This is a genomic window from Wolbachia endosymbiont of Nomada ferruginata, assembly GCF_001675785.1.
In the GTDB taxonomy this organism is placed as follows: Bacteria; Pseudomonadota; Alphaproteobacteria; order Rickettsiales; family Anaplasmataceae; genus Wolbachia; species Wolbachia pipientis.
Genome location: NZ_LYUY01000022.1, coordinates 1 through 14,028, shown reverse-complemented (window position 1 = coordinate 14,028; position 14,028 = coordinate 1). Strand labels below are relative to the sequence as shown.

At 34.9% G+C, this 14,028-nt stretch carries 18 protein-coding genes; 9 read left to right on the top strand and 9 right to left on the bottom strand.

What is annotated here, in order from left to right:
- Positions 1-376 precede the first annotated feature (376 nt).
- A complete protein-coding gene (gene pyrF / locus BA053_RS02240) occupies positions 377-1,051 on the top strand; it encodes an orotidine-5'-phosphate decarboxylase (RefSeq protein ID WP_065095194.1) in 675 nt (224 codons plus the stop codon).
- Between the two features lie 49 nt (positions 1,052-1,100).
- Positions 1,101-1,859, top strand: coding sequence for a hypothetical protein (locus BA053_RS02235; protein WP_245611557.1), 759 nt, complete (start codon positions 1,101-1,103; stop codon positions 1,857-1,859).
- 230 nt (positions 1,860-2,089) lie between these two features.
- Here the strand turns inward: BA053_RS02235 and BA053_RS07200 are convergent, their stop codons facing one another.
- The gene (locus BA053_RS07200) at positions 2,090-2,311 is read right to left on the bottom strand and encodes a hypothetical protein (protein WP_182366023.1); all 222 of its coding nucleotides are present in this window, start codon (positions 2,309-2,311) and stop codon (positions 2,090-2,092) included.
- The gene (locus BA053_RS08305; RefSeq protein ID WP_255356234.1) at positions 2,275-2,406 is read right to left on the bottom strand and encodes a hypothetical protein; all 132 of its coding nucleotides are present in this window, start codon (positions 2,404-2,406) and stop codon (positions 2,275-2,277) included. Before BA053_RS08305 ends, BA053_RS07200 begins: the two co-directional genes overlap by 37 nt.
- A gap of 48 nt (positions 2,407-2,454) precedes the next feature.
- Between BA053_RS08305 and BA053_RS02230 the strand changes: the two genes are divergently transcribed.
- Together BA053_RS02230 and BA053_RS07195 are read left to right on the top strand one after the other, a co-directional pair.
- Positions 2,455-3,654 (top strand): phage major capsid protein, encoded by a 1,200-nt coding sequence (locus BA053_RS02230; protein ID WP_065094900.1) that lies wholly within the window; start codon positions 2,455-2,457, stop codon positions 3,652-3,654.
- Positions 3,638-3,787, top strand: coding sequence for a hypothetical protein (locus BA053_RS07195; protein WP_156518016.1), 150 nt, complete (start codon positions 3,638-3,640; stop codon positions 3,785-3,787). The genes BA053_RS02230 and BA053_RS07195 overlap by 17 nt, the downstream gene beginning before the upstream one ends.
- Positions 3,788-4,043: 256 nt before the next feature.
- On the opposite strand, the gene BA053_RS02225 is transcribed toward BA053_RS07195, so the two are convergent.
- From BA053_RS02225 to BA053_RS02215, 3 genes are read right to left on the bottom strand one after another with little or no spacing between them, the layout of a single operon-like run.
- Positions 4,044-4,676, bottom strand: a complete 633-nt coding sequence (locus BA053_RS02225; RefSeq protein ID WP_245611455.1) for an amino acid ABC transporter ATP-binding protein — start codon at positions 4,674-4,676, stop codon at positions 4,044-4,046.
- The gene (locus tag BA053_RS02220) at positions 4,669-5,316 is read right to left on the bottom strand and encodes an amino acid ABC transporter permease (RefSeq protein ID WP_065106710.1); all 648 of its coding nucleotides are present in this window, start codon (positions 5,314-5,316) and stop codon (positions 4,669-4,671) included. The genes BA053_RS02225 and BA053_RS02220 overlap by 8 nt, the downstream gene beginning before the upstream one ends.
- The gene (locus BA053_RS02215; RefSeq protein ID WP_065106709.1) at positions 5,316-6,050 is read right to left on the bottom strand and encodes an ABC transporter substrate-binding protein; all 735 of its coding nucleotides are present in this window, start codon (positions 6,048-6,050) and stop codon (positions 5,316-5,318) included. The genes BA053_RS02220 and BA053_RS02215 overlap by 1 nt, the downstream gene beginning before the upstream one ends.
- A 125-nt stretch (positions 6,051-6,175) precedes the next feature.
- Between BA053_RS02215 and BA053_RS02210 the strand changes: the two genes are divergently transcribed.
- Positions 6,176-6,631 (top strand): arginine repressor, encoded by a 456-nt coding sequence (locus BA053_RS02210; RefSeq protein ID WP_065094904.1) that lies wholly within the window; start codon positions 6,176-6,178, stop codon positions 6,629-6,631.
- Positions 6,632-6,684: 53 nt separating this feature from the next.
- Here BA053_RS02210 and tatC read toward each other — a convergent pair whose 3' ends face one another.
- Complete coding sequence (gene tatC / locus BA053_RS02205) at positions 6,685-7,446, bottom strand: twin-arginine translocase subunit TatC (RefSeq protein ID WP_065106708.1); 762 nt, start codon at positions 7,444-7,446, stop codon at positions 6,685-6,687.
- Positions 7,443-8,540, bottom strand: coding sequence for a type I glyceraldehyde-3-phosphate dehydrogenase (locus BA053_RS02200; RefSeq protein ID WP_065106707.1), 1,098 nt, complete (start codon positions 8,538-8,540; stop codon positions 7,443-7,445). Before BA053_RS02200 ends, tatC begins: the two co-directional genes overlap by 4 nt.
- Positions 8,541-8,634: 94 nt before the next feature.
- Here BA053_RS02200 and BA053_RS02195 point away from each other — a divergent pair, with 94 nt between their 5' ends.
- From BA053_RS02195 to BA053_RS02185, 3 genes are all read left to right on the top strand, one after another.
- Positions 8,635-8,835, top strand: a complete 201-nt coding sequence (locus BA053_RS02195) for a hypothetical protein (protein ID WP_065094907.1) — start codon at positions 8,635-8,637, stop codon at positions 8,833-8,835.
- 200 nt (positions 8,836-9,035) lie between these two features.
- Positions 9,036-9,569: an HK97 family phage prohead protease gene (locus BA053_RS02190; RefSeq protein ID WP_065094908.1), complete on the top strand. Its 534-nt coding sequence runs from the start codon at positions 9,036-9,038 to the stop codon at positions 9,567-9,569.
- A 135-nt stretch (positions 9,570-9,704) separates the two neighbouring features.
- A complete protein-coding gene (locus BA053_RS02185; RefSeq protein WP_065094909.1) occupies positions 9,705-10,562 on the top strand; it encodes a hypothetical protein in 858 nt (285 codons plus the stop codon).
- On the opposite strand, the gene BA053_RS02180 is transcribed toward BA053_RS02185, so the two are convergent.
- On the bottom strand, positions 10,546-11,721 hold the full coding sequence (locus BA053_RS02180) for a CCA tRNA nucleotidyltransferase (RefSeq protein WP_065094910.1): 1,176 nt from the start codon (positions 11,719-11,721) through the stop codon (positions 10,546-10,548). The genes BA053_RS02185 and BA053_RS02180 overlap by 17 nt on opposite strands.
- Before the next feature lie 87 nt (positions 11,722-11,808).
- A complete protein-coding gene (locus tag BA053_RS02175; RefSeq protein WP_065094911.1) occupies positions 11,809-12,735 on the bottom strand; it encodes an OTU domain-containing protein in 927 nt (308 codons plus the stop codon).
- A 126-nt stretch (positions 12,736-12,861) separates the two neighbouring features.
- On the opposite strand from BA053_RS02175, the gene ychF reads away from it, so the two are divergent.
- Positions 12,862-13,980 carry a redox-regulated ATPase YchF gene (ychF, locus tag BA053_RS02170; protein ID WP_065094912.1) on the top strand — a complete coding sequence of 373 codons (1,119 nt, stop codon included), beginning with the start codon at positions 12,862-12,864 and terminating at the stop codon, positions 13,978-13,980.
- Positions 13,981-14,028: the final 48 nt, after the last annotated feature.

The window sequence follows — 14,028 nt, the reverse complement described above, 5'->3', positions numbered from 1 at the left end:
TTTTCTCATCTTTACCCCGTACTAAAATTTCAGATATTATAGCCTTTTACTTGTTTCCGGACAACCTCTAAGATGCGTAACAGACAATATAGAAGAACCAATAAGAAATAATGATGGAAAAGCAATATTAGATACGATTCAAATATTAAAGTCTGCGTTACAAGGAGAAATTGCACGGCTTTTGCCAGACGAAACGCCTTCTTCTTCGCTGGAAGATCTTGGATATGAATCATTATTTGTCAGTCGCTCATCCACCCCGACCAAGTTGCCAAATTCACTATTGACAGAATCTTATGAACGCAGTCAGTTCAATCAGAGTGAAAGTATTTGCAAAACACAACAATGAGTCTTATTATAAGATAAATCATGCAAGATAATGAATCCAATAATATGCGCACTGGATACACAAGACTTAAATAAGGCTATTTCTCTAGCTAATGCTCTGCGTGGTAAAGTTGGCATGGTAAAGCTGGGATTAGAATTTTTTGCTGCTCAAGGTCTTTCTGGAGTGCAAGAAGTTGCAAAATGCAATGTACCAATTTTTTTAGATCTGAAATTGCATGACATTCCAAACACTGTAGCTAAAACAGTTGAAGTAATAAAAGTTCTGAACGTTGAAATGTTAACTCTGCACATCAGCGGTGGAACAAAAATGCTTGAAGAAGCGCTAAGTGTAGTGCAAGGCACAAAAATAAAGCTGATTGGAGTGACAGTGCTAACTAGTATGAGCAATGAGGATTTAAACGAGCTTGGAGTAGCAAGAGAGGCAAAATCACAGGTAATTTTGCTTGCAAAGCTTGCAAAAAAGATTGGACTCCATGGAATAGTCTGTTCTGCACTAGAAGCTCAAGAAGTGCGCCGAGAATGCGGTGAAGACTTGAAAATTATTACTCCAGGAATTCGTATAGATCCAGGTCATGACGACCAAAAAAGAACAGCAACACCAAAAGAAGCAATAAATTCAGGAGCTGATTATATCGTCATTGGCAGACCCATTACAAAAACTACAAGTAGTGCGGAGCTAATATTGAAATCCATGAAAGAATTTTAATATAATAACTTAATTTATAAAAATACTAACATATTAATTAGGAATAAGCATGAGTAATATCAATAGAATAATACGCGAAGTAATCAAGGAATTCCGCTCAAAATTACCAGATAAGGAAATAGAGGAATATTCTGGCAAATTGAATAAGCTACATATCTACCAGTGCAATAAGCATATAATAAAAAATAAGAAGCTATATCATTATACAATAAATGGGAAAACCCATGCTATGGGTCAGCATGGGCATAATTTTGTCAAGAGTTTAGAAGTTATCTTGAGGAATAAGCCACAAATTTCCTTAGAAGAGGTAATTGATTTTATGGAAAAAATAATTAATTTTGGTATTGATAGTTGTTATGGAGCATTTGAGATGATATTTGAATCTCGCTCTGGTGTTACAATAGATGATGCAGTTAATTTTGTAAAAGATAGCTTATCTAGTAAATTTTATAGATTCCATGGCAGTGGGATTTTCAAAGTAATATTAGAACTTAATCCAGAGAGCTCTCTTGAAGAGATAGAGAAACAATTTAGCAAAGTAGTAGATCCTTACTTTCTTAATGCTTGGAGTCGAGAAAGTGAAAGGGCTTTTGCTAAGATATGTAGGTTATGTAGAGAAGGACATGTGGAGAATATGCAGAAATTTGATTTTAGCAATTTTAATTTAGATCAAGATAGTGCTGGAGCATTAAGAGCACTGTTACAGTATTGTGTTGACGTTTCTAATCAAAAAGCTTTAGGTGATTCACATGAATTGCATAGAGAAGAGATGGAGGGGATATATAAATTTGATGATATTACGATTTAAATTTAGATAGTGATCATAATGATAGTATCTGGCATTGAAATTATACTACAATAATAAAATAACTGGATAAAAATTATCACCAAAAAAATTCAAAAAAGTGCTTGACATAAAAGAACGAACATTATATAGTGTCATTACCTTTTATTTTACCTCGCTTAATTTAATTACTGGATTAAGCTTACAGTACTAAGCGTGGCACAAAGTGCCACGCTATTTTTCGGTTTACATTTTCAACAGATAAAAAATGATGCCATTTCAGTGCCAAGCACATAACTGTACGAACATTCATTTTTAAAGGTAAATTGCACAACAGATGATGTCATTCCAGTGCTTGAAACTGGAATCCAGAAATTTTGCTTATAACTGAGCTGATGAGCTAAAGGTAGTTGTCTTACGCTAAAACAAACGTTTTTAATTAAGTTGCATAGAAGCTGGATCCCAGTGTCAAGCACTGGGATGACAAGAAAGGGAGCACTGGAATGACATCGTTTACTATGTACCATATTGCAATATTCGTACAACTGTGGGAAACATCTATGGATGCCATTCCTATTACCTTATTTCCATTTTTATTTCATTTTCAAAGGAGGCTATTATGTCACTTACCGATATCGCTCACCGTATCAATGAACTCGCTTCATCATGGGAGCAATTTAAATTAATAAATGATCGCAAACTAAAAGAAATTGAAAGCAAAGGGCGTGCTGATTCTGCAACAATTGAGCAGCTATGCAAGGTAAATAATGCCATTGATAGTTGCAAAGAGCGTTTAGACTTGATCGAAACTGCAGCTCAACGCCCAGAAGTAAATACAGATTTTAGCACAAGCGATAAATATTTTTCTGATTATATCCGCAAGGGAATGGAAAGCGGTTTATCACACAAAACCCTCAGTGGAGATGACAGTGATATCGGGGGGTATCTAGTTACTCCGCATATTGTAAAACGCATAAACAAGCGCGTAACTGATTCGTCCCCAATGCGACAAATATGCTCCAGTCAAAGAATCTCTACTGAAACATTGGATTACATTATAGAAGATTTTGACCGCGCCGGTGCAGGTTGGAGCAGTGAAACAGTAGATGATGAGGACGGTGGCAATAAGTCTAAGTATGATTTTGCAAAAGATACGGACACGCCCAAAATCCAAAAGATTTCCGTCACAACTTACGAGTTATATGCTCAACCACAAATATCACAAAAGTTACTCGATGATGCGTTTGTCGATGTTGAGAGTTGGCTGGTGGAAAAGATTGCCGAGACTTTTAGTAAGGAAGAAAGCGAAGCCTTCATTAAGGGTGAGGGCACTTTTCAACCAAAAGGAATTTTAGCTTATGAAAATGGAAACAGTTATAATAAAATAGAGCAAGTTAAAACTGAAAAATTAGATAGTGATTCAATAATGATGTTGTATTACTCTCTGGACGAATATTATTCCAAAAATGCGTCATTTTTGATGAACAGGAGTACGTTGAAGGATATCAGGCTGCTAAAATCTCAAACAGGTCAGTATCTCTGGCAGCCAAGTCTGTCGCTTGAAGCTCCAGATACTTTAATGGGAATACCAGTATATCAATCTGCCGATATGCCACCAGCGCCAAACAATCAGCTACCAGTAATTGCGATGGCAGATTTCAAACAAGCTTATAAGATTGTAGATAACAGAGGAATGAGAATATTAAGAGACCCTTATACGAATAAACCTTATGTGAGGTTTTTTGTCACTAAGCGTGTCGGCGGAGAGGTTGTAAACACCAGTGCTATTAAATTGTTGAAAGTTGCGAGCAAGTACTAAAAACTTCCGCAGCATCATCTTTATAGCTGATCAAAGCAACACGTCATACCGCGATTCATTCCATAACTGTACGAACATTGTGATTTTGGCCCATCAGGAGGGTGTCATCCCAGTGCTTGACACATATAGCTAAACTGACTTAGATTTACCGACAGTTTGAAAAACAAAAATTCGTCATTCCGCTACTTGTTAGCGGAATCTATGCTGAGATATCGCGGCGGTATGACGTAGGAAAATCTTTCTTGGGTTAGCTATAGTTTGCTATATTATGTGATTTTATTTTTAGCGTTGCTTCTTATATTATGTAATTTATTTTCCATAATGTATATTATGTAATTTTCGATGCTAAAATCTGTTATAGCTCTCAGTATGATATGAGTGATTCTCTTTTAATAATTATTTTTTAAATAGTTTGTTGGTTCATCAATTTCTTTAGGATTGATATCTACAATTATTTTTCCGTTTTTTAACAAAATAATCCGATCTGATATTTTTGTTAAAAAATCCAAATTGTGAGAAGCGATAATCATAGTAATACCCATATCTCTAACTGATTGTAGTAGTTCCACAACGTCGACTATTGTTGCTACATCTAAACCAGACGTTGGCTCATCGCATAATAGAATCCTTGGATTCATCATTAAGCTTCTGGCAAGCGCAACCCGCTGTTTTTGCCCACCGGATAGATTACTAGGGTAATCATTTTTTTTAGAGGCAATACCCAAAGACTCAAGTAGTGAATCACTTTGATCCTGAGTTTTGTTTTTAAGTTTGGGAGCATATGTAAGATTTTCCCAGACAGTCATATGTGGGAAAAGTTGAAAATCCTGAAATACAAAACCAGTACTATCATTGCATTCAATGCTACCAGAATCTAAAACTTCGAGTTTTTGTATACAACGTAACAATGTTGATTTACCACTACCAGAAGGACCAGCAAGACCAACTATAGATTGTTCTATAATCAGGTTAATATTATTAAGTACTGGAACATTATTAAATAATTTACAAACATTATGCATTTTTATCATATATACCTTTCTGTTCAATCTTTTTGCCTATATATTCAATTAGTAATACAAGAGCGTAATAATAAGCCCCAGCAAGACAAAGTGGTATAAAATAAGTAAATTGTTCTGCTGCAAGCATTTGCGCAGAGCGCATAATATCAATACCACCAATAGTAGAGATTAATGCCGTTTCTTTAAGAAGTGCAATGATCTCATTTATCATTGTAGGAAGAATATTTTTAACAACTTGTGGTAATATAATATCTCTCCACATATAGAAACTAGGTATTTGTAAAGTTTTAGCTGCTTCAAACTGGTTTTTTGATATAGTTTCAATACCAGCTCGTAAAATCTCAGCAATATAAGCACAGCTATTTAGACCAAATGCTATAATGCCAGCACTAAATATGTTTAATTTAATTCCTGCAATGGTTGGAGTCATAAAATAAACAACACTTAACTGTAATATAAGGGGGGTGCCACGTATTACAGATATAATTCCATTAATTAATGGAATACAGATCTTATTATATCTGAGTACTGAAAATAACCCTCCTAGACTCATACCTAAAAGCAGTCCTCCAATCAATAATTTTAAAGTAAAGGCAAGGCCTGTTCCAACAAACAAGAAATTAGAAATTAATTCTTGCATCAGTTATCTCCTAGCCATTTTTCTGCTATCTTTTGTATTACACCTTTACTTTCTAAACTTTTTAACGCCTCGTTTATTTTATCCTTTAAATCAGATCCTTTATTCACAGCAATAACATAACCACCATCTAACTTGGCAGTGGCTGACCATGATAGACCAGGATTTTTTTTGCTAAATACTTTACCTTGGAATTCATCAATTAGGACGCCATCAACATGACCAGACTTTAATGTTTCTACAGCTTGATTATTATTGTCCATAGCAATAATTTGAGCTGTTGTAGGAACATGCTCTTTTAGCCAAATTTCCATGACAGTTCCTAGTTGAACGGCTATCTTCTTGTGAGTTAAATTGTTTATACCGGCTATGGGTTTATTTTTGTGATATAGAATACCAAATTCCCCTGTATAATAACTATTTGAAAAATCAAAATTTTTTTCACGCTCTTCTGTGCTACCAATAGTAGATATAGCAGCATCTACAGAATTACTTTGTAATGCTGCAAATATAGTACTAAACTGCATATCTTTAAACATTGCTTCTTTACCTAACTCTTTTGCTACTAATTGAGCAAGCTCAATGTCAAAGCCAGTAAATTTACCATTTTTATAATATTCAAAAGGTGGATAATCTGCAGAAATTGCAAATCTAATGATATTATCGTGTTTATCTTCCTTACATCCTGTTAATAGAATACTTATCACTATAATAGCATTTAAAATATATTTTTTCATATTACTAATTTATATTCATATTTTATTCATCTTATGAATATAGACATTAAAAATTGAATAGTCAAGAAATAATGAATATAATTTCAAATATACTTATTACATATTCAATATGAGGAAAATGCATAATGCATGACAACACACTAGGTGAACATATTTTAAATATTATTCAAAATCATGAAATTTTAGAGCAGAGCGATTTACAGACCTTGCTTAAAGAAAGAGGGCACAACATTCCTCAGGCTACTTTATCAAGAAAATTAAAAAAACTTAAAATTGCCAAAGTTGCTGGTGTATATAAAGTAATCGATATCAACCAGTATCAATTACCATTGATACTTAATATGCAAATTTCGGATTTTGGTTTAATAGTACTACACACTCAACCAGGACAAGCTAGCAGCCTAGCTTACTTTCTAGATCAGAAGTATGTTATTTATTCATTAAATAATAGCAAAAACATAGGAATTATAGGAACTATAGCAGGTGATGATACAGTATTATTGATCATCAAAAGTAAGGCTGAACTTAACAAAGTATTACAATCAATTTATGAAACATTTCCATATTTAAGTCCTGAATAAGAATGTTGTAAGTTAAAAATGTGATATAAAGGAGATAAGAGGGATTCCTTTGTTTAAATCTTTGTCTTCTTTTTTTCAATATACCTACATATCAGAATGGACAATTCATATAGAATCAGCATAGGTATTGCAAGCCCTACTTGGCTTAATACATCAGGTGGAGTTAAGATTGCAGCAATAATAAAAATTACCACTATCGCGATTCTGCGTTTATTTGACAAATTTTGTGTAGTGAGTAACCCTACTCTCACCATTAATGTGAGTATGACTGGAATTTGAAATGCAGTGCCAAATGCAAACATAAATTGGAGAACAAGGTCTAAATATTCGCTAACTGATGGCATAAACTCTATTGGTATACCGAAAGATTTCCCACTATGTTCAAAAGTGATGAAAAACTTCCAGGCTAAAGGAAATATATAGTAATAGACTACAGTAGCTCCCGTTACAAATAAAACCGGTGTTGCAATTAAGTATGGCAACAACACTGCCCTTTCACTTTTATATAACCCAGGTGCTAAGAACATATAAAATTGCCATGCAAACACAGGAAAAGAAAACAAAAGTGCGCTCATTATTGCAACTTGGAGATACACAAAAAATGCCTCTGTTAAGCCTGTGTAAATTAAAGAAAAACCTTCGCTACCTTTTGTTGCTTCTATTAAAGGTGCGAGTAAAAAACGGTATATATTTTCCTTAAAGTAATAACAAAAACCAAAAGCAACGCAAAAAAATAGAAAGCAAAAGATAACTCTTTTTCTGAGTTCCGCAAAGTGCTCATAAAATGAGGCGTATTTGTTTGAGTTCCAGTTCATACTCTACTATAGCACAATAGTGCTATATCTAACATTCTCAGCGAAAAAGCCCACTCATTGTCGTACCACGCTGCAACTCTACAGATGTCGCCTGTAATATATGTACCAGTTAAATCCACAATTGCACTATAAGGGTTATGTACAAAGTCTATTGAGACTAAAGGTTCCGTGCATATAGAAAGTACATTTGACATTGGATAACCCTCTGTCATCTTAGTACCCTCTGATGTCATCCGAGTAGCTGACACTGGGATCCAGAAATTAGATTCCAGCGTCACGCGCTGGAATGACGTAGAGGAGAGAGCTGCATCCTTAAACATTTCATTGATTTCTTTAACGGTCGCTTTCTTATCAGTCGTAAATTTAAAATCAACCATAGAAACATTGCTAACCGGAACTCTGACGGCAGTGCCATCTAGCTTTCCTTTTAATTCAGGGATGACAGAACCAATTGTTTTTGCTGCCCCGGTTGTAGTTGGCACCATAGATAATCCGCAAGCCCTTGCTCTACGCAAATCTTTATGATTACCATCAAGAACATTTTGATCATTCGTGTAGGCATGTATAGTAGTCATAAAACCGCTTTTTATACCTAAACTGGAGTGTAGGACTTTCACAATCGGAGCAAGGCAATTTGTAGTGCAAGAACCTGCTGATATCACTTTATGCTCTTTTTCGAGCATATCGTCATTCACACCATAAACTATAGTGACATCAGCATCCGGAACTGGAGCAGAGACAATTACTTTCTCTGCATTGTGCCTTATTGCTTCTTCACGCTTGTTAAATGCACCAGTACATTCAAGTATTACATCAACATTCCAAGGAATATTTTCAGGGCTCCGTTCTCTATATAAAGAAAACTTTTTGCCATTTATAGAAATCCAATTTTGAGACTCATTAAAATCAATATCACCACTGAATTTGCCATGAACAGAATCGTATTTAATCAAATGTGCATGCTGCTTTGCACTGAGCGATCCATTGACAGCTACAACTTCTATTTGTTTGCTATATTCCTCTATTTCGAAAATAGCACGCAATACGCCTCTGCCTATTCTACCCAGACCATTAATTCCTACACGAATCGTCATCTCTTCATTCAAAAAATTTAATTATAGAGAATTATCTTGATTAAAACTATAACATCATGTAATAGCAACATTTAAACTTTAATAGGAGCTAATTATGAGTATAAAAGAATTGCAACAAAAGCTGCTCGCAACAATCTCAGGTAGTCCTTCTACAAGACTGGAAAATGTTACCATCGAACCAGTCATGAGAAATGCTAGATTAGAAGAGTTAGGCCGAAATGCTGATCGTCCTTCTACAAGACTGGAAAATGTTACCATCGAGCCAGTTATGAGAAATAATAGATTACATTCATAGCATAACATACAGCCAGCTACCCTTCCCCCTACTTTCATCCCAGCGCGTGACGCTGGGATCTTTATTGCTTTCATAGTCTCTTTATTATTTTGTAACTAAAAAAAATACTTCCCCTTTTTAGAGAACTGCATATAATAGATTTGACATTGCAGTGCATTGTGCAAACAGAATTCCCAATACTATAACCTACAGGAGGCTTTATGAATAAGAAATTTCTCTATTCACCATTGTCAATAAAAAGCATAGGAGAAAACGGTGTATTTTCTGGTTATGCTAGCGTTTTTAATATAGTTGATAAACAAAATGACCTGATCTTACCCGGAGCATTTAAGGAAAATTTAAACAGAAATAAAATAAAACTCCTTTGGCAGCATAATCCTGACGAACCTATAGGTAGTATCATAGATATTTATGAGAATGATGTTGGTCTGTATATAACCGCACATTTACTTTTGGGTATTCAGAAAGCAGAAGAAGTGTATTTGATGCTCAAAACTGGAGCAATTAACGGACTTTCCATCGGCTATATACCTATAGAGTATGATGTTGATCATAAAAGCGGAGCTAGAGTGTTAAAACAAGTGGAATTATGGGAAGTCAGTTTGGTCACTTTTCCTGCAAACTTAGCTGCTCAGGTAATCAATGTGAAAAATCAGAACAATGAACAGGAAGTGTTAGCAAGAGCGATAGGAAAAGCAAATGCTGTACTTACAGACATGTGTATTTCTGCTTAAAGTGTATTAGGCGAGCAAAGACTTTACCATAATTTGACACCTGCATTAGTATTTATTTAACATTTATACTAATATATATAACTTTACTACTATTAAAATTTTCTGTAAATTAAAGTTAAAAAACAAGGTAATTTTATGCCAAATATTAATAATACGGTTAATTATGAAATTAATGTTAAACAAAAATACAGTTGGTCTACTGTATTTGCTTGGTTGTACCTAAAAACGATTGGACGAATACTACCAAAGAAATGGAACAAATGGGCGGAAAATATTCTATATTGCGATAAAACTACTGAAAGTAATGAAATTCGGACTGATGATCTTAAAACAACAGATGAAAGTGCTCAAATTGATTTAAAACCTGAAGTAGCAGTAAAAGAGAGCCAGAGTGAAGTAATGAGTGAAGATGAAGGAATTCAAACTGAAGTAAGTGATGAATTCATTGATGAAGACTACGATAGTATGGAAGAAGTAAGCACAGAGGAGGATGAAGAATTACAGAAACAACTAGAGGATGTAAGTCAGGAACTAGAACTTGAACGTTCACAAAATGTCCTCCTAAAAGAGGAAAATGAAGAATTGAGGTCTAAACTTGCAGAATGCGAAAAAGATTATACGGAATTGGAAGATGTTTCGCAAGAATTCCTACTTCCTGTTGGAAAATATATAAACAAATTAAAACTAGATAAAGAAAGTGAGAAGGAGATAACATCTTCTATGAGCGGTAATCTGAGTGAAAAGGCTTTCGCAGAAGGGGTCGTAAGAGTTAAAATGAGAAAGTTTTCAGATAACGTTCAAGAGCTAGCATCAAGTATAAGAGATAAATTTTTATCTCCAAACCAGAAAATGTGTAGTCGCGTCCTTGGGGAAAGAAATACATATCAACTTAGTGCTAACAAGGCAAGCACACCTAGTTCCTCGATGAGTCACACTAATACTGCAAGCATATATCCATCAAACCGCCAGAAAATAGTTAAAGTAGGCTCTTAGCATAAAGCACCAGCTCCTCTTTTGTTAAAGTGTAGGAGCTGTCTTCCCAATGTTGCCTGAGCAACTCTAAGTTTTTACCTAAACTTTTTCCTGGCTGGTGACCTATACTTATTAAATCATCGCCAGATAAAGGAAATTTTGGAATATTGAATGTATTAGCAAATGAAATGTATTTATCAACATTTTCTCCAGACTCAACGCCACAAATTTTTACTAAATCACAATATAATTCTCTACCAAATAAAGATATGTATTTTTTTTGCTCTTTTTCTGAGAGTTCTGTTTTGATATCGTTGGATAGTAAAAATAGCAGCTTTTTCTTTTGCTTGTTCGAAAGACGTAAAAATTTGCTTACATATTCTCCAAGACTTAGCCTGTCATTTTTTTTAGTAGTCCTAAGAAGTAACGCTAATTTTACTAGTGCACCAGTGCCAAAAAGAAGTGACGAAGACAGAATTTCGCATTTTACTTCTTTTGGGATAATTTTTTGTAACACATCAGATTCTTGCATGCTCTTAAGTGTTGGAAAAGGATCATTGCACTCCAGCAATTTAAGTATTTCATCTCTTATTCTCTCTCCAGAGAGGTTTTGGATCATATGCGAATGCTTTTTGCATACGTTTAGTATTTCATCACTCAAATCTCCGACACATATTTTTGCATGAAAACGAAATGCTCTTAAAATACGTAGATAGTCTTCTTTAATTCTATCTTCAGCGTTGCCTATAAAGTTTAACCTTCGCGCTTTTAAGTCCTCTATACCACCAAAGTAATCATATATATGGCCATGCTTATCTGCGTATAGAGCGTTAAATGTAAAGTCACGCCTTGAAGCATCCGCTTGCCAATTATTGGTAAATTCTACTTTTGCATGCCTGCCATCACATTTCACATCATGCCTTAGTGTTGTGATCTCAAAAGATCTTTGATTTAGAACTGCAGTTATAGTCCCATGTTTTAAGCCAGTTGGAATAGTTTTTATATTACAGAGTTTTAGCGCTTTAATCGTTTGATTGGGAAGCAAATTAGTAGCTAAATCGATGTCGTGGACATCACGCTGCAAAATTGAGTCTCTCACACACCCGCCGACAAGCCTAGCCTCACCACCAAATTTCTCTATGGCATCGATGATTAAACTAGTCTCATGGTCAACTTGCATTTAGGTTAGTACGTACTGCAAGTTCATATTATATGAAATGCTTGCAAAAGCCCTATATAAAAATATACAGGGCTATGAAGATTTATTTTACACTTCCAATTGTGATATTTGTTGTTGATGAAATGTTTTTTCTGTTCTTGATTCCTCCATACTACATCTTGGTGAGCTTGAAGGGTTTTGCTTTTCAGAGTGCTCTATGCGCTGCGTTATATCATGAGCGCACTGCTTTGCAACATCCATAATTTTTCCATCAGCATTTTTTGCCAATAACTCATCAAATCTCTTCTCAACCTCTGCTCTCTCAGAGATATCCTTTGAAAGGTTACAATATTCCAAGATCTCGTCTAGCTGAAGTTCTTTTGCTAATAGGAAATCTTCTTGCTCTTGCTCTTGTTTAAGTTTAGCTTCCTCTTGTAATTGTTTTGCTAAACTTTTATTTCTATCAAGCAATGGTTCGAAATGCAATCCGCCTTTGTTTATTACATGCACAATACTACTATCATCATAATCAACTTTATTGTATTCACCTGCATTTTTTGAACCTGAATTGTCTATTAATTGATGCAAAAACCGATCTTGTTGGATGTCAATAGCACGCAATGGGTTACTCTCTACAACATGCAATTTCACACCATACTTTTCACAAAGTATTCTGCCTTCAATGTCAGAATCACCCCATCTACTGTTGTTCATGATATTTGCTGTATAATCACTTACAGTCTCATTACGGCGCTGGCCATTGTTATCATAACTATTGGCAATTGCATCTATAAACCATTCTGGCGGATTCTTTTGCGCAAATTCCCTACAATCATTTCTTAATTTTTCGATAGTAACTTGCTCTCCTGTCTGTTGTTCTAGACTTTGTCTGAACGAGTCAAAAAAGCAGCTTCCATTACCAATTGCTTGCCCTACATAAAAATTGTCAGGGTAAGAATTACTATTTAAAGAAGTTACTTCACTCTCAACATCATGAAAATCACTTAGTAGCTTCTGCTTCTGAGCTGTAGTCATGGTTTTACCTCAATTTAATATATGTTACTATACCAACAAAATTATTAATAAGCAACTAATTAAGTATAGCAAAAATCTTTAAATTATGCAATATTTATATATATATTTTAGCTTTATTTAATAAACATGAGTTTTAACTGTGGCATAGTTGGGTTACCAAACATAGGAAAATCAACCTTATTTAATGCACTTACAGAGTCAAGTACAGCCGAAGCTGCAAATTATCCTTTCTGCACAATTGAGCCAAATATAGGCAAGATTTCGATAAAAGATCAGCGTTTGAAACAAATCGCAGCAATTGCAGGCTCAGAGAAGATAATTTATAATCAATTAGAAGTTGTAGATATTGCAGGTCTGGTAAAGGGTGCGAGCAAAGGTGAAGGGCTCGGCAATAAATTTTTAAGCCATATCAGAGAAGTTGATGCCATCGTTCATCTGCTCAGGTGCTTTACGGATGACGATATTAGCCACGTACACAGTAAAATAGATCCAATATCAGATGCTGAAGTGGTAGAAATGGAATTAATCCTAGCTGATATTGATAGCATAGAAAAAAGGCTTCCTCAATTGGAAAAGAAAGCAAAGCAAGGTGATAAAGAGCTAAAGAGACAACTTGAATTAATGCAAGAGGTACTGGCTACTTTAAAATCAGGTAAACCTGCAAGAAGTTTGGAGAATATCGATGGAGATGAGATGAAGTCGCTTCAATTGCTGACAACAAAGCCCGTTATGTACGTTTGCAATGTTGAAGATACAAATGTTATAACTGGCAATGAATTATCTAAAAAGGTAGAGAGAATGGCGGAGGAAAATAAAAGCAAATTTTATTGCATTTCAGCAAAACTCGAAGCAGATATTGCAAATCTTGATACTGAAGAGGAAAAACAGAGTTTTTTATCAGAATTTGGCTTACAAGAATCAGGCCTTGATGGAGTAGCGCGTATTATGTATGAAGTGCTGAGTATGATAACTTTCTTTACTGTGGGCCCCAAAGAAGCACGGGCATGGCCAGTAAAAATAGGGTCAACAGCTGACAAAGCTGCAGGTGTAATCCACACTGATTTTGAGAAAGGCTTTATAAAAGCAGAGACAATAAGCTTTGCAGACTACATAAAGTATGGAAGTGAACCGGCTTGTAAAGACGCAGGAAAAATTCGCTTTGAAGGCAGAGATTACATCGTGCAAGATGGTGATATAATGCACTTTAGGTTTAGAGGTTGTCCGGAAACAAGTAAAAGGCTATAATATCTGAAATTTTAGTACGGGGTAAAGATGAGAAAAAAGTATCCAACA

Bases quoted from the DNA above. Each gene is read 5' to 3' on its own strand.
- pyrF (WP_065095194.1), top strand. From the start codon at position 377: ATGAATCCAATAATATGCGCACTGGATACACAAGACTTAAATAAGGCT.
- ychF (WP_065094912.1), top strand. From the start codon at position 12,862: ATGAGTTTTAACTGTGGCATAGTTGGGTTACCAAACATAGGAAAATCA.
- BA053_RS02210 (WP_065094904.1), top strand. From the start codon at position 6,176: ATGCATGACAACACACTAGGTGAACATATTTTAAATATTATTCAAAAT.
- BA053_RS02215 (WP_065106709.1), bottom strand. From the start codon at position 6,050: ATGAAAAAATATATTTTAAATGCTATTATAGTGATAAGTATTCTATTA.
- BA053_RS02185 (WP_065094909.1), top strand. From the start codon at position 9,705: ATGCCAAATATTAATAATACGGTTAATTATGAAATTAATGTTAAACAA.
- BA053_RS02195 (WP_065094907.1), top strand. From the start codon at position 8,635: ATGAGTATAAAAGAATTGCAACAAAAGCTGCTCGCAACAATCTCAGGT.
- BA053_RS02235 (WP_245611557.1), top strand. From the start codon at position 1,101: ATGAGTAATATCAATAGAATAATACGCGAAGTAATCAAGGAATTCCGC.
- BA053_RS02190 (WP_065094908.1), top strand. From the start codon at position 9,036: ATGAATAAGAAATTTCTCTATTCACCATTGTCAATAAAAAGCATAGGA.
- BA053_RS02230 (WP_065094900.1), top strand. From the start codon at position 2,455: ATGTCACTTACCGATATCGCTCACCGTATCAATGAACTCGCTTCATCA.
- BA053_RS02200 (WP_065106707.1), bottom strand. From the start codon at position 8,540: ATGACGATTCGTGTAGGAATTAATGGTCTGGGTAGAATAGGCAGAGGC.
- BA053_RS02180 (WP_065094910.1), bottom strand. From the start codon at position 11,721: ATGCAAGTTGACCATGAGACTAGTTTAATCATCGATGCCATAGAGAAA.
- BA053_RS02220 (WP_065106710.1), bottom strand. From the start codon at position 5,316: ATGCAAGAATTAATTTCTAATTTCTTGTTTGTTGGAACAGGCCTTGCC.
- tatC (WP_065106708.1), bottom strand. From the start codon at position 7,446: ATGAACTGGAACTCAAACAAATACGCCTCATTTTATGAGCACTTTGCG.
- BA053_RS08305 (WP_255356234.1), bottom strand. From the start codon at position 2,406: ATGGCATCCATAGATGTTTCCCACAGTTGTACGAATATTGCAATATGG.
- BA053_RS02225 (WP_245611455.1), bottom strand. From the start codon at position 4,676: ATGCATAATGTTTGTAAATTATTTAATAATGTTCCAGTACTTAATAAT.
- BA053_RS02175 (WP_065094911.1), bottom strand. From the start codon at position 12,735: ATGACTACAGCTCAGAAGCAGAAGCTACTAAGTGATTTTCATGATGTT.